The organism is Aestuarium zhoushanense, from assembly GCF_056431045.1.
This window is the reverse complement of the sequence record NZ_JBWKMA010000022.1, coordinates 438023-454055: the sequence shown is the minus strand read 5'-3', so window position 1 is coordinate 454055 and position 16033 is coordinate 438023. Positions and strand designations below refer to the sequence as shown.

Here is a 16033-nt window from a genome sequence, read left to right as displayed (position 1 = left end):
CGCGATGGCGCGGCCTACCAAAAATACCTTTCTCGAACGCGCAGGATATCGCCGCCGCCGTATGCGTGACGTGGCGCGTGTGCTGCCTGTTCTAATCGGGATTCTTTTCTGTATTCCGCTATTGTGGGACCGAAATGGCGAACTCGGCACGGCGGATGCGCTGATCTATCTCTTTACGGTCTGGTTCTGCGCTCTGGGCATTTCGGCAGGGATCGCTCGTTTTCTGGCCACTGATCGGAGCGATGATCGGTGATGGTGTCGTTTAACCTCCTGCTGGCTGTGGCGCTCGCCTATGTCGCGTTCCTTTTTGTCATCGCCTTTGCTGCCGAACGAAGCGCGGAAAAGGGGTCGGGCGCGTGGCTGCGGTCACCGTGGATCTACACACTCTCTCTGTCGATCTATTGCACGGCTTGGACGTTTTACGGCGCGGTGGGCTATGCGGCGCGGTCGGGGCTAGAGTATCTGACGATCTACCTCGGTCCGACGGTTGTGATGATCGGCTGGTGGTGGGTTCTGCGAAAATTGGTGCGGATCGGGCGCAGCCAGCGGATCACATCGATCGCAGACCTCGTGTCATCGCGGTTCGGGAAATCGACCGCGCTGGGCGTGATGGTGACGCTGTTGATGGTGGTGGCCGCCACGCCCTACCTCGCGCTGCAGCTCCAGTCTGTAACGTTGTCTTTCGCGGTCTTTGCCGATGCCGCGGGCGACAGCTGGTTGAGCGAAGACCTGACCCGGTCCGCCCTATGGGTCGCCTTGGGCCTTGCCGTGTTTACAATCATCTTTGGCACGCGGAACCTTGATGCGAACGAACGCCACCACGGGATCGTTATGGCGATCGCGGTTGAGGCGGTGGTGAAACTATGCGCCTTGGTTGCGGTTGGTGTCTTTGTGGTCTGGGGCGTTGCGGGCGGCTTTGGCCCGATGATCGACCTGATCGACACATCTGACATCGCGCAATGGCAGCAATCCAGCGGCCGCTGGGTGGGGCTGACGTTTCTATCGGGCGCTGCATTTCTGACCCTGCCGCGTATGTTTCAGGTTCTAGTCGTCGAAAACGCCGATGAAAAGAACCTGATCACCGCGAGCTGGGCTTTTCCTCTCTACCTCCTGACGATGAGTCTTTTCGTCGTGCCGATTGCGGTGGTGGGTCTGACAATCCTGCCTGAAGGGTCCAACCCCGACTTGTTCGTTCTGACCATCCCGCTGAGCCAAGGGCTCGACGGGTTGGCGATCTTCTCGTTCCTTGGTGGGTTCTCGTCCGCGACCTCAATGGTGATCGTGGCAACGATTGCGCTGGCGACGATGATCTCGAACCACATCGTGACGCCGCTCTGGCTTTCGTCCAAAGGGCCGGGGGCGGTGGTCTCTGGCGACATCCGTCAGTTGGTGATCGGCGCGCGCCGCCTGTCCATCGCGGGAGTTCTGCTGCTCGGTTACATTTACTTCCGCCTTTCGGGTGGCGGTGAAGCACTCGCCGCCATCGGTCTGATCTCATTCGCAGGCGTCGTGCAGGTTCTCCCCGCGATGATCGGCGGGATTTTCTGGCGTGGTGCGACCCGTTGGGGTGCTGTGGCAGGCATCACCGTCGGCTTTGTCATCTGGGCATGGTCGCTGTTCCTGCCGTCCTTTGGGCCTGATGGTATTCTGCCGCAAACGGTCATTGATCATGGGCCGTTCGGGATTGCGGCGCTCCGTCCGCAGGCGCTCTTTGGGATCACGGAAATCGACCCCCTGATCCATGCGCTGATGTGGTCGATGTTGCTGAACTCTGTCGCGTTTTTCTTTGGCTCTGTCCTGACCTTCCCGCAGCCGCTGGAACGGTTGCAGGGTGCGCAATTCGTCAACATCTTTGAACACTCCGAAGGGGCGCGGGCGTGGACGACCTCAACTGCTGAGGCAGAAGATTTGTTGATTATGGCGCAGCGTATCCTTGGTTCGAACGAAGCGCAGGTGCTGTTCCAGCAAGAGGCGCAGCGGCAGGGCAAGGCGGGCTATCTGCCCGAGGTGACGCCGGAGTTTGTTCAGAACCTAGAGCGGGAATTGGCGGGGTCGGTGGGGGCCGCAACAGCCCACGCGATGGTTGGTCAATTCATCCAAGGTGCGTCCGTGTCCGTCGAGGACCTGATCGCCGTGGCGGACGAGGCCGCGCAGATCATGGAATACTCCAACCGACTGGAGCAGAAATCGGCAGAGCAAGAACGCACCGCCCGTCAGCTGCGCGATGCCAACGAAAAACTCACCCAGTTGTCGATCCAAAAGGACGCCTTCCTGTCCCAGATCAGCCACGAACTGCGGACGCCGATGACCTCCATCCGATCCTTCTCTGAAATCCTGCGCGAAGGCGGGATGTCAGACGAAGAGCTGTCGAAGTATTCGGGCATCATTCATGATGAGGCGATGCGGTTGACTCGCTTGCTCGACGACCTTCTGGACCTCAGCGTATTGGAAAACGGTCAGGTGACGCTGAACATGGCGCAAGGCAACCTTAAGACAGTCATTGATCGTGCGGTTTCGGCGACGGCGCATAGCCCCACGGCGATCACGGTGAAACGGCGCGATGGCGAAGAGACCATTCCGCTCTACACCGATCTGGATCGTCTGACGCAGGTCTTTATCAACCTCATCGCAAACGCGGGCAAATACTGCGATGCAAAGCGTCCTGTTCTGCGAATTGAACCGCGCAAGGTCGCGGGCGAATGGGTGGTTGATTTCATCGACAACGGTGCGGGGATCACCAAAGAGAACCAACAGGTGATCTTTGAGAAATTCTCGCGGTTGTCCGATCATCGCAAAGCGGGCGGTGCGGGCCTCGGCCTCGCCATTTGTCGCGAGATTATGACCCGCTTGGGTGGCACAATCACTTACCTTCCGGGGCAGGGTGGTGCTGCGTTTCGTGTCGTTTTGCCAGCCGCCGTTAACCCCGCGCTAACGCGCTGAGGGATAATGTCATCGGGCCATGGATACGCCCGTCTTAAACCGCATGTTACGCAAGGCCCCCGACGCGCCAGTCGGGACGCCTGACCGTGCCTTGCGGTTGGCGGTCGTGCGGGCGTTTGATCGGGTGTTCGGTGTTCCTGCGTCCGTCGATGTTGCGTTGTCCGATGTTGATGTGGACGACCTCGCGGCGTCGCTGTCTGACGGGGTGATCATCGGGCTCGACCGTGGGATCGCTGTTGGGCTGTTGGCCTGTGATCCAACGCTCGTCGCGGCGCTGACGCAGATACAGACGATTGGTCGTGTGGTGGATCGTGAGACGGCAGCGCGTCCAATGACCGCCACAGATCGCGCGTTGTGTTTGCCGTTCTTGGCCGCCTGTTTTGATCACCTTATGGGAGGATTGGCGGACACGGACTTGGCGGACTGGCTGACTGCGGTGACGATCGGCGCATCGATCCCCACACCGCGTCAGGTGCCTATGATATTGGCCGCGACGACCTATCGCGTTGCGCGGTTTGCCATCAGGTTTGGCGACACATTACGCGCAGCTGAGTTGGTGGTTGCGCTTCCTCCAGCGCCGAAACCTCAGGCCAAAGAACCGTCGAGCCAATGGGCAGATGACTTGCGTCAGTCGGTTCTAGAGACACACGCGCAACTGAACGGCATCCTTGCACGTATTTCGCTGCCGCTAGCGCAGGTCGAAGGTTTGTCTGTGGGGGCTGTTGTGCCGCTCTACGGGGCGACGGTCGGGTCCGTGCGTCTGGAAGGGCCAGATAGAACCTGCGTTGCCATGGGCCGTTTGGGCCAGATGGCGGGGCAACGGGCCGTGCGGATTGAACCCGCGCAGCCCGCGCAATTGTCAGAGGTGACGGTGGCAGATCCGCCCCGTCAGGCCGCGCCCTTACCCCTCAGCGAGGCCATCGATACGGGCAGCGAGACCTGAGAGGTCATAGCCCGCACGTGCAGTCGCGTTGATGATCGCTTCAGTCGGCATTTTGCCTGCCATACCCAAGGACCAAACGATCGACGACCGTGTGCCCGATGCGCAATAGGCCAGCACAGGGCCACCAGCGGACTCGATGGTCGCCATCTGCAACGCGACCATGTCCATGTTCAGCCCTGCGTGGGTGACGGGGTTGACCACATAGGTCAATCCTGCGCCCTCAACGGCGATCTTCATCGCGTCAGACTGCCACTCCGGCGGGATCTCCGAATCGGGACGGTTATTGATAACCGCCACGAACCCTGCCGCTTTGATCGCGTCGAGGTCTTCGGGGGTGATTTGCGGGGTCACAGCATAGCTGTCAGTGATCGTGCGTATATCCATAGCGCAGGATTAAACCGCCGGAGCGGCTCCGTCCAGACGTGCTTTGATCGAAGGTGCGAACCACATGCCTGCGCCCATCGCGAGGACGAAAACTGTACCCTGAATGCCACCATAAAAGAGCGAAGCAATCGACGGACCGGGGCAAAGGCCGACCAGACCCCAGCCGAATCCGAACAGAGTGGACCCGAGGACGAGGTTGCGACCGATCACCGGATTCGGTTTCGGCGGGAACATACCGCCCAAGGCGGGCATACGCCCTTCGGTCCAACGCCACGCAAAGAACATCGGGATGATCGCGCCACCCATCACAAAGGCAAGCGTCGGGTCCCATTCGCCGAACACGTCGAGCCAGCCCTGAACTTTGCGGGTGTCGGTCATGCCAGACACGAAAAGGCCAGCACCAAAGAGGCCGCCAGAAATCGCGGAAAAGAGATTGCGCATTACACCCACCCCAGCAAATGTTTGAACAGGATCACGCCAAAGCCGCCTGCGACGATGTAAAAGACGGTGGCGACGATGCCACGCAGCGACAGGCGGGAGATGCCGCAGACGCCATGGCCCGAGGTGCATCCATTCGCGATCCGAGTGCCGACGCCGACCAAGAGGCCAGCCACGACGACCGCCCAGAGGTTTTCAGTGGCATAGGTTTGTGCAGGGCCGTCACCTTGGAGGTTGCCAAAGAGGAGGGCGAGCACGGTTGGGACACCGAAAAGGCCAGCAATGAACCATGCGCGTTCGGCCTTTTGGCTGCCTGCGCTGCCGTCAACGATTCCACCGATGATGCCCGATGCCCCCATGATGCGCCCGTTCACCAAAAGGTATACGGCACCGCCCAATCCAATGAGCACACCTCCGGCAAGGCCGAAGATCCATTCAATCTGCATATTTTTTGTCCTGTTTAGTTCCCAAGAGTTGGCGAGAGTGGGCAAACGACCCATTTACACATAAGGAACGACACCTTTCAGCGTCGTTATATTTGAAATACGATGTGTTTCGCGTTATCTGCGTTACAATCGCGGACGAAGCCGAACCTTTGGCGTATTGGACATTGCAGCGGTCCTGACCAGATTCTTTGCTAGCTCGTCTGGCACTGAAAATAGAGCACTGGTCACGTATTGCAATAGTTTAATATGTGGGTTATTAAATTTATGAGGACGTAATGGACGATCTGGCAATCACGGCGGAGGCCATGGATAAGGCAGCAGACGAAGCAGCAGAAGTGATGAAGGTTCTTTCGAACCCCGCTCGCTTGCGTATTCTTTGTGCTCTTCTTCCCGGAGAGCGGTGTGTTGGCGAGCTTGAAGAGATGCTCGGTGCGTCGCAGTCCTATGTGTCGGGTCAGTTGGCACGTATGCGGTCCGAGGGCTTGGTCTCGTGCGATCGTGAAGGCCGCACCATTCGTTACCGTTTGGCGGACCCGCGCGTTGGTCCGATCCTCGAACGTCTGTACGAAGTCTTCTGTCCGGTTCCTGCCGCACCTTGACGTGTGTCATGGCGCGGTAATCCGCCCGGCGTTACCTTGGGTCATTCAGCGGGACTGTCCCGCTGACCGACCCAAGAGGAGCGGACATGACACAGCACGAACTCGAAGCAAAACTCTACGCCATCCTTGACGACATGCAGCGCGATGCCGCGCATCGGCATCGGCTCCAGCCCAAATATCATGCGATCCTGAAACAAATGGCGGACGAAGGCGTCCCTGTTCCGCCACGTCTACAGGATCTGGATATGCGCCTGATCGACGAAGCCGTCGAAGCCCAATTTGACAATATGCCGATCTAGGATGTGGCGCTGAGGCGACGAAACGGGCGTGAATTCCTGCGAAATGCTTGTTTTTGCACCTGAAACGGCGGCAAAGGCTTGCTCTTTGCCTCTGCGCGGGCCCAAAGTCTGGCAAAGCAGTCGGTGAGTAGGACTTGGGCAGTTTGTCGAATTTAGTGAAATTCCGAATGCGCGATGGCGTTGCGGTCATTGTGCTTGCCTCTCCGCCTGTGAATGCGCTGACCCATGCGCTGCGCGTTGAACTCGACCGTCTGCTGGATCAGTTGGCCCTGCGCGACGACGTGATGGCGGTGTCGATCACGGGCGAAGGTGACACCTTCTGCGCGGGCGTAGATGTGCGTCAGATGGATAAACTCGACGATGCGCCGTCGCTGCGGAGCATTTGCCAAAAGATCGAAAACCTGCCCGTGCCTGTGATCGTTGGTCTGCGCGGAATGGTTCTGTCTGGGGGTGTTGAATTGGCGCTTGCTGCGCATTACCGACTGGCCGAAGCTTCCTGTAGGCTCGCCGTGCCTGAGGCGTCTTTGGGACTGTTGTCGCCTGCTGGTGCAACCCAGCGTTTGCCGCGCCTCGTTGGGGCGGCGAGTGCGTTGGATATGCTGCTCAGCGGCAGGCCCGTCACGGCAGAGCAGGCGAAACTGTCTGGCCTCATCGACGGGATTGTGACGGGTGGTATTCGTGCGGCAACGCTGCAATTTGCGGAACACCTGATCACTCATAAATCGCCGTTGCGACGTGTGCGTGACATGACCAAGGGGCTGCGTGATCCGAAATATTTCGATGCGATCGCCAAGGCCCGCAAAACGGCAGAGCGTGATCCGTTGCGTGTGAAAACGCTCTATATTGATGCGGTTGAGGCGGCAGCGATGTTGCCGTTTGATATCGGGCTAGAGTTCGAAGAGGAACGTTGGCAGCAATCCCTTGCCGATCCGCAGTCCACTGCCTTGCGCCGTTTGTTTGCAGCAGAGCATCAATTGCCCGCCGACATGGTGACCCGAGATGCAGAGACGCGGCGGCGGGTTCTCGGGCCAAAAGCGCAGGATATTCTGAAACGTCTGCGGCGGTCGCAGGTTATCGCGGCGGAAATGATGTTCGCGATGGGTCGATCGAAGGGTGCGATTGACGCGGTGATGATCGACTACGGCTTTGCCCAAGGTCACTTCGGTGCTGAGCCAGAGCGCGTATCGCCGCAGGATCGGACAGAGATCACCGAACGTCTGATCGGTGCGATCGCGGGCGAGGGTGGGCGCATCCTCCAAGACGGCCTCGCACGGCGTGCGGCGGATATTGATGCGGTGGCCGTGATCGGGATGGGATTCCCGCGGTGGCACAGCGGCCCTATGCATGCCGCCCGCGAAATCGGGATCGTTCACCTACGCGAAAAGATGCGCGACTGGCAGGTCGAAAGCCCTGTGTGGACTGTGCCGCGCATGATGGATGAAGCGGCGAAATATCTGATGGGCTTTGACGCGATCAGCGTCCAGCGCCCTTAACCGAGGCTGATCCCCAGGATCACAGCCATCAGGCCCATCACAGACAACAACAGCATACCAAGGTTGATCGGGATCACCTTGCCCAGACGTTTGCGAAGGTCGTCGTCATCGGTCGCGGCTTTTTTCGCAGCGCGCACCAGAACCACGGTCCACAGCAAGCCGCAGACACCAATTGCCGTGATTGCGGCACCGATCCAGATCAGCAGGTCCATCGTCGTCTCCCTCTGTGTTGCGGGGTTTCGCCTAACGCGGGGATATGAGCTTGGCAAGGGTCTTGGCAAGCGGCGGGGCAGGGGTTAGGGATTGCGCCCAACCCGAAATGAAGGAGCTCCTATGTCCGATTCCGTCACCGAAAGCGTTGCAAGCCAAGAGCTGCGCCAGTTCATTGAACGCGTCGAACGTCTGGAAGCCGAAAAGAAAGACATCGCTGACAGCATCAAAGAAGTGATGGCTGAAGCCAAGGGTCGTGGCTACGACCCCAAAGTCATGCGCAAGGTCATTTCGCTGCGCAAACGCGATGCAAACGACATCGCCGAAGAGGAAGCGATCCTCGACATGTATAAGGCTGCATTGGGCATGTAATCCGTGCGGGGCGGCCCCATGCCGCCCTGACGTTTGCCGCTAGGGTTGAATGAACTTCACACCTGGCATTTGAGCGATCAGTTCCAGATCGTCCTCGTAGGCGGCGGTGATATGTTCGACCATATCATCGGTCCAGCCTTCAATCTCGATATCTTCGACGATCTGATCCTCTAGGGCAAACCGCTCTAGGAAGGTGGCGATCACCTTGCGCTTTTTCGCCTCGGTCTGGGGCGGATGTGATTTGATATAGGCCAGAAAGCGGTGCATCCCTTCGCGGCTCATGATCGTTTGCAAGAGGTCAAAACCTCCCGTGATCCGCGTCATCGGATCAACGCCTGACACCTCGCGAATAAGCTGCGCCCAGATAAACGGCGTGTCCTCGTTGCACCAAACGGTCACAGGGATGCCGGGCGCATTGTCGAGAAGCCGTTCAATCACATCGGACCAGCGCACCTGATCCAGTCGCGCGCCTCGCATGAAATCATCCAGCGTTTCCGCCTTGGACGCCTTGAGCGCCTCGGGCAAGAACGTCGCTGGGTTGCGGATGCCGATATAGAGCGACACCTGATCACGTGGGAACAGGTCGCGCAGCGTCTGCGCCTTGGCAGAGGCGAGCGAATAAAACTCCCCGCCTTCAAAGATACGGTTCGGCACGCAGATGAAATCGGGGTTGCTGAGGACAACGCGGTGGCCCTCTTGGTCCTCAAGGATCGCATCAATCAGAATGTCGCGCGTTTCTGCGGCGGGGACCTGACCCTGAAGGTTGTGCATGGTTTCCCGCAACAGGCGACGATAGCGGTTCGGTTGCGGCACGATCACGCCCTGTTGCGCAAAGCTGTCCGCATTTTTGAGCAAGCTTTTGATAAGCCGCTCGTCATCCGTGCAGCTTGCGCCGATATGAACCGCGATTTCCATGTCGTCTTTCTGTTCTGCTTTTTGTTGCCCCAATATAAGGGCTTTTCTGGACAGGGAAACCGCTTTCGGATAGGCGATCATTTATGTCCGAGCAAACTAGTCAGATATCAGCAACCGCAAAGCGCCGTCACCTGATCGACAGGTGGTCTGTTGGCGCGTTGATCATTGCGGCTTTGGTGCTGATGCCGATCCTCGCGGTCGTCTGGTTTGCGGTCACACCGACAGACAACATCTGGCCGCACCTCTTGCGCACCACATTGCCCCGCTACCTGAGCAACACGCTGATCCTGATGGGATCGGTCGGTGTGATCACCGCAGCGGTGGGCGCAGGGGCGGCGTGGCTCGTCGTCATGTATCGTTTCCCCGGTCGTCAGTGGCTGCAATGGGCGCTTCTGATGCCTTTGGCGGTGCCTGCTTACGTGGGGGCCTATGCGCTCGTGGACCTACTGGAATACGCGGGCCCCGTGCAAACCGCATTGAGAGAGCTATTCGGCTGGACTCGTCCAACGGACTACTGGTTCCCCGCTATCCGCACCCGCTGGGCGGCGGTTCTCGTGCTCTCTGCCTCGCTTTACCCTTACGTCTACCTCTTGGCCCGCGCTGCGTTCCGCGAACAATCGGGCGCCGGATACGAGGTCGCCCGTGCGCTGGGCGTTGGCCCCTTGGGGCGGTTCTGGCGGGTGGGCTTGCCCCTCGCGCGCCCTGCCATCGCGGCGGGCTGTGCGGTTGCGATGATGGAAACGGTGAACGATTTCGGCACGGTGGATTATTTCGCCGTCCAAACCCTGACCACGGGGATTTTCACCACGTGGCTGCAGGGAGGAAACCTTGGCGGCGCTGCGCAAATCTCGATCCTCGTGCTCGGGCTTATCGTGCTCCTCGTCACGCTTGAAAAAATCTCGCGCCGTCGGAGCCGTTTCTTTACCTCGGCCCGTGGTCAACGCCCTGTAGAGGCCGTCGCCCTGACGGGGTTCGGCAAATGGATCGCGACCATGGCCTGCATGATCCCGCTGACGCTGGGCTTCATCCTGCCCGTCGTCGTCCTATCGAGCCACGCCTTTAACGCGGGCCAATGGGTTGATCCGGGGCTGATCCGCGCCTTTACCCACACGCTCGTTGTTGGTGGCGTGGCGGCAGTTCTCACCGTGATCGGCGGCGTTTTGATGGTCTACGGCGTTCGCCTATCGGGCAAGTCGCTGCCGCGCCTTCTGATGCCCGTCACCGCGATTGGCTACGCCGCACCGGGGGCCGTTCTGGGCCTCGGTATTCTGGTGCCATTAGCAGTCTTTGATAACAAACTCGCCGACGGCGTGCTGGCCCTCACGGGCTGGGATCCGGGTCTATTACTGACAGGCACAGCCGCCGCGCTGGTCATCGCTTATGTGGTCCGCTTCTTCGGAATCGCCCAAGGCGCGGCCGACGCCGCATTGGGCCGCGTGTCGCCCAGCCTTCCAATGGCGGCACGGTCGCTCGGCCAGTCAGCGGGCGGCGTGCTGAAACAAATTTATTTGCCCCTCGTGCGGGCCTCTATCGGCTCTACGCTCCTCTTGGTTTTCGTAGATTGCGTCAAAGAGCTCCCCGCTACACTTCTTCTAAGGCCATTTAATTACAATACCTTAGCAACGCGCGTGCACGAAAAGGCCAGCCTCGAGAACCTGACCCAAGCCGCCCCCGCAGCCCTTGTCATCACACTCGTCGGCCTCTGCGCGGTCGCACTTCTCGCACGAGCGAACCGATAGGTCTTGCGCAGTTCGCAACGACTCGTTATCAGGCCCCCCGTGCCCCTATAGCTCAGCTGGTAGAGCAACTGATTTGTAAGCAGTGGCCCAAATTTGAAAAATTCACTCACAAAATGTAAGAAATATAAGCAAAAACAGTAAGATAAGGTTATAATCTTTCTGCTTCTCGAGTGCGGCATACTACCTTCTATACTACCAATGTCTGGAATTTCTCGTAGTTTACAAGGTTGGTTGGGTGCAGCCCGAAAAAGAACTAAGGATGTAATCAGTTATCTCTTGATGCCCATTTGGTTGTTTGTTACATGGGCGATGCGTTGTAAGCAGTTAGGTACGGTCAAGGGTCCTAACTTGGTGCTTACTTCGCCTAACACTTTTGTAAATGTGCCCCTATAGCTCAGCTGGTAGAGCAACTGATTTGTAGCGTAGCTTCAGGCTCAAACTGGAGTAAGTTGCAGCCCTCATTGGAAATGATGAGGTGAACTGGTGTCAAATTCGGGGAAACCTTAGCAGCGAAAGCTGTTGGCAATCCCGAGCGAAGCCTTTCGGCGCAAGCCGGATGGAACGTGTAGAGACTTGACGGCACCCACCTACGGCCAACCGGCTATGGTGAAGGGAAAGTCCAGACCACAAAGCGCCCTCGGGCGTGGCGGCTAAAGTCGTAGTGGTATGAATCAGTGGGTCGGGAGTTCGAGTCTCTCTGGGGGCACCACAAAAATCCTTTTATCTTGCACCGAAACGTCTTGCACATTGCAGGGCCACTGACGTGCAGTGAGCTACTGCACAACGATCATCATACATCGCATAGATTGTTCGTTTAACCTTTGCCTGAACGTGATCCGTAGACACAGAGTACGACATCTTCTAACGTGCGGACAAATCTTCACCGAAGGACATTAAGGCTATGACAAAAGACATTAGTGAAATGCAGCCCGATGAGCTTGCTAAGCACATCGAAGAAGCCCAGAAAATTCTTCAGAAGAAAAAAGATGACGAGCTTGCGAAGCTCGCAGCTGACATTTCTGCTGCAATCAAGAAAAGTAATTTTTCTTTGGAAGAAGTCTTGGAGCAACTTGGCGTTGCCCCTTCTTTAGGAAAATCAAACAAAGCGGCCAGCAACAAAAAGGGCAAAGTTTATGTGAACCCTAACAACCAAAGTGAAACTTGGGGTGGTGCTGGAAGGGTTCCAGGTTGGCTCGTCAGCTATTTGGAGGACGTTAAAGAGATTAAATTCGATAAGTTTAGCATCAAGCACCCACTTATTGCACCCGAGCTTGCAAAGCTTGAGAAAAAGTGACTTCTGGTCTTTTGTAAGTAATTAATAATCATAGTAAATAAAAATAAATAACACTTAATTAATATTTATTATTGATTTATTAAATTAATATGATATAGATACTTCATAACTTTTAATATGGAGTATTTAAATGAGTTATAATTTTAGAGATTGGAGACTTGATGTCTCGAATGTAATTGGAACCAAACCGAAGGAGCTCGATTTTGTGTTGCCGGGATTACTGGCTGGCACAGTAGGCCTGCTGGTTGCCCCGGGTTCCGTAGGCAAATCCTTCTTGGCTCTTGAATTCTGCATCTCGATTGCAGCGGGACGTGATGTCTTTGGGCTGTTTTCTGGGCAAGAGTTCAAAAAAGGGCCAGTATGCTTCCTGTCGCTTGAAGACGGTGGGGCAGTGCTTCATCATCGGCTCTATGCTCTGCGTGAGTATCTGACAGATCAAGACAAAGCGAACATCGAACAAAATTTTGATGTGTTCGATGCATCGGGCCGTGGCTTTTCTCTGACCCAGGCTGACGGGCTGTTGCCAAGCCTCGCCTATATTGAGCTCGAAAAATATCTCGAAGTGCGTAAGCCAGTATTGCTGGTCATCGATACATTGAACCGTGCGCTTGGTGGTCTTAACGAGAGCTGTTCTGCTGTAGCCTCAAAAGTGCTGCATCAGCTCGAACAGCTGAACAGGCAAGTCGGCTGCGCAACGCTCATCTTGCACCATGCCAACAAGAGCAGCGTTTTGAATGGTAACAGCACAGCTCAAGGCAGCCGGGGCAGCTCTGCGTGGTCAGATAACTCTCGCTGGCAAGCCAATATGGCTGTCATGTCAGAAGCTGAACTTGCAAACTATGAAGTTGACCTAGACAATCGAAAATCATGGGTAAAACTCGATCTCGTCAAATGTAATCACATTGCCAACACTCACGACATTTGGCTCTCACGTGATGAAAATGGTGTGCTCACCGGTCAAGTGCCGCCGAGGTCCACAAATAGTGGTAGGGCCAAAAAGCGCCGCAAGGGTGGTGAAGATCCAAACGTGGGGGATATCCCGTGGTAACCCTGCCAGAGTTTGCGCTGGTGGATCCAGTCACCCTGAACACAGGTTTGTTTCGCTCCCTTCCCAAGGGGGCGAAGCTCACACTTGGTTCAACAAAAGAACACGGCGGCCTGACATATCACTATGAAGGGCATCATGTGGATGATATCGGTCTTCGTGTTTTTCTGACGCTGTTGGGTTTGGCGGGCATGCAGAAGAAAACGGTGCCCAGGGCTGGTGGGTCAGACCGCATCCAACAACTTCGTCAGGGTATGGAACTGCAAGGCAGCGCTGAGCACGGGAAATGCTTGCTTTGGTTTGGTTCCATACTCGATCTGGTAGCTGCGTGCGGGTCTGCAAAGACAACGAGCAACAAGAAGACCGTGCTGACACGCTTGCAGCAACTGTCAGAGATTTCGATTTCTGTGACTGAGCCTGAAACCGGAAAAACCGTAGCTTCTCAACGATTGCTAAATTTTGCTGTGGATCCATCAGGTAAGCAAGCTGCTATCATGCTATCACCTCACACCAGTAGCGCTGTTCTCGGTGGGCAATATGTGAAGATCGACCTGAAAATGCTCAGGAGTATCGATAGCGCAGCAGGTCAGGTGCTGCATGCGGTTCTGTCTGCTCGGATAAGGCCTTCACAGGGCTTCCCTGTGACATACCGACTGGCAACCCTGGCGGAGATAGCCTTTGGCCCATCAGAGACGCTCACAGTGGCCCGCAAACGGTTGCATCTAATCCGCCCAGCAGTGCGTGAGCTAGACCAAGCGGGCTGGGCTGTGTTTGAAGATCTTACAGGCAATCGTGCGGTTTCAATCATGCACCTTGATAAAGTAGATCCGAATAAATGGATCGAAATCGAAGCACGACGGGCGAAAGTAGCGTGATTTCGACATATCGTTCACGATGTCAGACATATCGTTCACGCTGAAACACTGACAAAACCCCGAAAAAGTCAATAAAAATTGGGGTTTTGATACACTTCCGAAAAACTGTACTAAGATATTTACTATGAATAACATCACTCTGAAGAGTGACGGGGGTTATTCTAACACGCTCCTCCTCCCTGAGGAGGGGGGGGGGTAAATGGTAATGTTTTCCCTTGGGGATACTTGCTGTGTTCAGGTTTCCGGAAAACTCGTCCTAGTGATGTTTTTGCCCGTTAGGCCATCACGGGTCGTCCTCAAGATTTATTGCGTTTCTGGAACTCAACAAGGGCTTTCTGAGCTGTGTAGAAAGCATACTGTTCGGCTCTTTCTGTGCTTCCCTTGCGTTCCGAGATATCTGGTGAAAACTGCATGATGCCTTGTGTGACCTGCATCACATCATATCCATGACGGAAAGCATGAAAACAGAAGTGCCAGTCGATTTCAGATTGGCTGGTTCTACCTGAACTCTGCACGGTCGAATAAATCAAAATCAAGTCTAAGTTCGAAGTTCTCGAACATTTCTCGAAGTTTAGATTTCGAACCCGAACATTCTCGAACTGTGCCGATTTATCATTGTTCGAGATTTCGGTGATGTTGAGCGTTACAGGGTTCTCGTAAGCATGAACAAGCTTTGTGTAGATCTTCTGATGTGCATATGAAGACTTAACATTGCGGTAGCCAGCAAGGCGTCCATTTTGCGTTGCTCCGTGTGCTCCAGTATCCAAGCCATACTTATGAGACAGATATCTCTGTGCTTCGAGAATGTCGGATGCAGATAATCTATCAGCATCAAGCTGAAGCCACCCTTGCAGGTTGCCTGGTGAGCTTTCAATCAGGATAGCAGGCACACAGTTATCTGCTGTCATCTGCTGCAGTGTTTGCCGTGAGATGTCATCTACAAACACCAACGGAGTATAGCTACCATCTCTGTGTGGGGCTGGAGCAATGAAGACATTGAAGCCTTCGACGTTACGTGCCCACCAGAATCCCAGATACTTTTCGACCTCATCCAGCGATAAAATTTTAGGCGGCATAGTCTTGGTAGACTTGGGTTCACGCTTTGAATCTGTAGGTGTGGCACCAAAGACAAGTTGTGTCTTAAAGTGACTTACGCCAATTTCTTGCATTACTTTTAACTGCTTAAGCGCCTTTTCTTTATAATTACCTTTATTCATGTGTTTGCCTTCCCTGTGGAAAAGCATATAGCAAAGTTTTTTATAGATTTAAAGAATTATTTATTGACTTTTAAAAAGTATTTAATTATTAGAGTGATTATTGTATTGGTAAAAAGGAGTTTAGCTATGAAAAACAATACATTTTTAGAACTTAAAAAAACTGAGGCCGCTGTTGCGAAAGCTTACAATAAATGGAAGGCCGAACTGTCCCCAGCGGCCAGCCATGCGTATGCTCTCTTTAGTAGCTCGGTGAAATCAGTAAGCAGATCTTACTGCAGGCAATTTGAGAAAAGTGACTTGGTAAAATTTTCGAATGACGCAAATACCTATATGGGGAGTGGATCATCTATTGATGCGGAGGTTGTTCAAAGATTTGGCAATTTAGTTGCGGCAAATCTTGAGAAAATTAATCAGAATGTCTGTCTATCTGTTAATTATGTAGTTAGTGATGGCGCATCATTTGACTATTTTGTTATAAATGACGGGGCCGATGATTTTGGGCAAAACTTAATCCTATTTGAGATTACGAGCCACACAAACAGAAATAAATTTAGAAAAAAAGACCTGGAAAGATTTCTCTTAGGTTTCCTTGCAGGTTATACCCGCATCTCCTATGGCAAAAGGGGCATAAATTATTCTGCAATACCAGGTTCTTCTAACGATGATGCTGAAGTGTTATTTTACAACACGGGCATTGCATATGTTCTAACGTCGTGTGCAATAGAACACTTTGAAGCTGACTTCAGCACCCAAATGAAGGCAAGCTAAGATCAAGTAACATTCTTTGTGCATGTGCAATGTTATCGATTACTTGGTTTAGATAT

18 protein-coding genes are annotated in these 16033 nt (G+C 54.8%); 12 read left to right on the top strand and 6 right to left on the bottom strand.

The genetic code is table 11. The features are described 5' to 3' along the window. Positions 1-4: 4 nt before the first annotated feature. From AC07ED_RS09680 to AC07ED_RS09670, 3 genes are read left to right on the top strand one after another with little or no spacing between them, the layout of a single operon-like run. Positions 5-253 carry a hypothetical protein gene (locus tag AC07ED_RS09680; RefSeq protein WP_105235604.1) on the top strand — a complete coding sequence of 83 codons (249 nt, stop codon included), beginning with the start codon at positions 5-7 and terminating at the stop codon, positions 251-253. Then, positions 253-2940 carry a sensor histidine kinase gene (locus AC07ED_RS09675; RefSeq protein ID WP_105235603.1) on the top strand — a complete coding sequence of 896 codons (2688 nt, stop codon included), beginning with the start codon at positions 253-255 and terminating at the stop codon, positions 2938-2940. Before AC07ED_RS09680 ends, AC07ED_RS09675 begins: the two co-directional genes overlap by 1 nt. A 43-nt stretch (positions 2941-2983) precedes the next feature. After that, positions 2984-3883 (top strand): FliM/FliN family flagellar motor C-terminal domain-containing protein, encoded by a 900-nt coding sequence (locus tag AC07ED_RS09670; RefSeq protein ID WP_158664538.1) that lies wholly within the window; start codon positions 2984-2986, stop codon positions 3881-3883. On the opposite strand, the gene AC07ED_RS09665 is transcribed toward AC07ED_RS09670, so the two are convergent. From AC07ED_RS09665 to AC07ED_RS09655, 3 genes are read right to left on the bottom strand one after another with little or no spacing between them, the layout of a single operon-like run. Beyond that, a complete protein-coding gene (locus AC07ED_RS09665; protein ID WP_105235601.1) occupies positions 3842-4267 on the bottom strand; it encodes a protein tyrosine phosphatase family protein in 426 nt (141 codons plus the stop codon). The genes AC07ED_RS09670 and AC07ED_RS09665 overlap by 42 nt on opposite strands. A gap of 9 nt (positions 4268-4276) precedes the next feature. After that, the gene (locus tag AC07ED_RS09660; protein WP_105235600.1) at positions 4277-4708 is read right to left on the bottom strand and encodes a DUF6691 family protein; all 432 of its coding nucleotides are present in this window, start codon (positions 4706-4708) and stop codon (positions 4277-4279) included. Beyond that, positions 4708-5151, bottom strand: a complete 444-nt coding sequence (locus AC07ED_RS09655) for a YeeE/YedE family protein (RefSeq protein WP_105235599.1) — start codon at positions 5149-5151, stop codon at positions 4708-4710. The genes AC07ED_RS09660 and AC07ED_RS09655 overlap by 1 nt, the downstream gene beginning before the upstream one ends. A 275-nt stretch (positions 5152-5426) precedes the next feature. On the opposite strand from AC07ED_RS09655, the gene AC07ED_RS09650 reads away from it, so the two are divergent. From AC07ED_RS09650 to AC07ED_RS09640, 3 genes are all read left to right on the top strand, one after another. Next, positions 5427-5750, top strand: coding sequence for an ArsR/SmtB family transcription factor (locus tag AC07ED_RS09650; protein ID WP_067548182.1), 324 nt, complete (start codon positions 5427-5429; stop codon positions 5748-5750). 86 nt (positions 5751-5836) lie between these two features. Next, positions 5837-6049 carry a hypothetical protein gene (locus AC07ED_RS09645; RefSeq protein ID WP_105235598.1) on the top strand — a complete coding sequence of 71 codons (213 nt, stop codon included), beginning with the start codon at positions 5837-5839 and terminating at the stop codon, positions 6047-6049. Between the two features lie 167 nt (positions 6050-6216). Next, positions 6217-7542, top strand: a complete 1326-nt coding sequence (locus AC07ED_RS09640) for an enoyl-CoA hydratase/isomerase family protein (protein ID WP_105235597.1) — start codon at positions 6217-6219, stop codon at positions 7540-7542. Here the strand turns inward: AC07ED_RS09640 and AC07ED_RS09635 are convergent. Further along, on the bottom strand, positions 7539-7754 hold the full coding sequence (locus tag AC07ED_RS09635) for a hypothetical protein (RefSeq protein WP_105235596.1): 216 nt from the start codon (positions 7752-7754) through the stop codon (positions 7539-7541). The two genes, AC07ED_RS09640 and AC07ED_RS09635, sit on opposite strands and share 4 nt — an antisense overlap. Positions 7755-7875: 121 nt before the next feature. Here AC07ED_RS09635 and AC07ED_RS09630 point away from each other — a divergent pair, with 121 nt between their 5' ends. Continuing rightward, on the top strand, positions 7876-8124 hold the full coding sequence (locus AC07ED_RS09630; protein ID WP_105235595.1) for a DUF2312 domain-containing protein: 249 nt from the start codon (positions 7876-7878) through the stop codon (positions 8122-8124). Between the two features lie 39 nt (positions 8125-8163). Here AC07ED_RS09630 and AC07ED_RS09625 read toward each other — a convergent pair whose 3' ends face one another. Then, entirely contained in the window at positions 8164-9072 is a 909-nt protein-coding gene (locus tag AC07ED_RS09625; RefSeq protein ID WP_245918064.1) for a hypothetical protein, read from the bottom strand. A 50-nt stretch (positions 9073-9122) separates the two neighbouring features. Here AC07ED_RS09625 and AC07ED_RS09620 point away from each other — a divergent pair, with 50 nt between their 5' ends. From AC07ED_RS09620 to repC, 4 genes are all read left to right on the top strand, one after another. Continuing rightward, the gene (locus AC07ED_RS09620) at positions 9123-10778 is read left to right on the top strand and encodes an ABC transporter permease (RefSeq protein WP_105235594.1); all 1656 of its coding nucleotides are present in this window, start codon (positions 9123-9125) and stop codon (positions 10776-10778) included. Between the two features lie 901 nt (positions 10779-11679). Further along, entirely contained in the window at positions 11680-12072 is a 393-nt protein-coding gene (locus AC07ED_RS09615; protein ID WP_105235593.1) for an H-NS histone family protein, read from the top strand. A 130-nt stretch (positions 12073-12202) separates the two neighbouring features. After that, positions 12203-13120, top strand: coding sequence for a helicase RepA family protein (locus tag AC07ED_RS09610; RefSeq protein ID WP_105235592.1), 918 nt, complete (start codon positions 12203-12205; stop codon positions 13118-13120). Further along, a complete protein-coding gene (gene repC, locus AC07ED_RS09605; RefSeq protein ID WP_105235591.1) occupies positions 13114-13992 on the top strand; it encodes a replication protein C, IncQ-type in 879 nt (292 codons plus the stop codon). The genes AC07ED_RS09610 and repC overlap by 7 nt, the downstream gene beginning before the upstream one ends. 296 nt (positions 13993-14288) lie before the next feature. Here repC and AC07ED_RS09600 read toward each other — a convergent pair whose 3' ends face one another. Beyond that, on the bottom strand, positions 14289-15209 hold the full coding sequence (locus tag AC07ED_RS09600; protein WP_158664537.1) for a DNA-primase RepB domain-containing protein: 921 nt from the start codon (positions 15207-15209) through the stop codon (positions 14289-14291). A 126-nt stretch (positions 15210-15335) separates the two neighbouring features. On the opposite strand from AC07ED_RS09600, the gene AC07ED_RS09595 reads away from it, so the two are divergent. Beyond that, the gene (locus AC07ED_RS09595) at positions 15336-15977 is read left to right on the top strand and encodes a hypothetical protein (RefSeq protein ID WP_105235589.1); all 642 of its coding nucleotides are present in this window, start codon (positions 15336-15338) and stop codon (positions 15975-15977) included. The last annotated feature ends 56 nt before the right edge of the window (positions 15978-16033 follow it).

Coding starts and splice junctions, on each gene's coding strand:
- AC07ED_RS09635 (WP_105235596.1), bottom strand. CDS start 7,754: ATGGACCTGCTGATCTGGATCGGTGCCGCAATCACGGCAATTGGTGTC.
- AC07ED_RS09600 (WP_158664537.1), bottom strand. CDS start 15,209: ATGAATAAAGGTAATTATAAAGAAAAGGCGCTTAAGCAGTTAAAAGTA.
- AC07ED_RS09665 (WP_105235601.1), bottom strand. CDS start 4,267: ATGGATATACGCACGATCACTGACAGCTATGCTGTGACCCCGCAAATC.
- AC07ED_RS09670 (WP_158664538.1), top strand. CDS start 2,984: ATGTTACGCAAGGCCCCCGACGCGCCAGTCGGGACGCCTGACCGTGCC.
- AC07ED_RS09660 (WP_105235600.1), bottom strand. CDS start 4,708: ATGCGCAATCTCTTTTCCGCGATTTCTGGCGGCCTCTTTGGTGCTGGC.
- AC07ED_RS09645 (WP_105235598.1), top strand. CDS start 5,837: ATGACACAGCACGAACTCGAAGCAAAACTCTACGCCATCCTTGACGAC.
- AC07ED_RS09595 (WP_105235589.1), top strand. CDS start 15,336: ATGAAAAACAATACATTTTTAGAACTTAAAAAAACTGAGGCCGCTGTT.
- AC07ED_RS09680 (WP_105235604.1), top strand. CDS start 5: ATGGCGCGGCCTACCAAAAATACCTTTCTCGAACGCGCAGGATATCGC.
- AC07ED_RS09650 (WP_067548182.1), top strand. CDS start 5,427: ATGGACGATCTGGCAATCACGGCGGAGGCCATGGATAAGGCAGCAGAC.
- AC07ED_RS09615 (WP_105235593.1), top strand. CDS start 11,680: ATGACAAAAGACATTAGTGAAATGCAGCCCGATGAGCTTGCTAAGCAC.
- AC07ED_RS09610 (WP_105235592.1), top strand. CDS start 12,203: ATGAGTTATAATTTTAGAGATTGGAGACTTGATGTCTCGAATGTAATT.
- AC07ED_RS09675 (WP_105235603.1), top strand. CDS start 253: ATGGTGTCGTTTAACCTCCTGCTGGCTGTGGCGCTCGCCTATGTCGCG.
- AC07ED_RS09655 (WP_105235599.1), bottom strand. CDS start 5,151: ATGCAGATTGAATGGATCTTCGGCCTTGCCGGAGGTGTGCTCATTGGA.
- AC07ED_RS09640 (WP_105235597.1), top strand. CDS start 6,217: ATGCGCGATGGCGTTGCGGTCATTGTGCTTGCCTCTCCGCCTGTGAAT.
- AC07ED_RS09630 (WP_105235595.1), top strand. CDS start 7,876: ATGTCCGATTCCGTCACCGAAAGCGTTGCAAGCCAAGAGCTGCGCCAG.
- AC07ED_RS09620 (WP_105235594.1), top strand. CDS start 9,123: ATGTCCGAGCAAACTAGTCAGATATCAGCAACCGCAAAGCGCCGTCAC.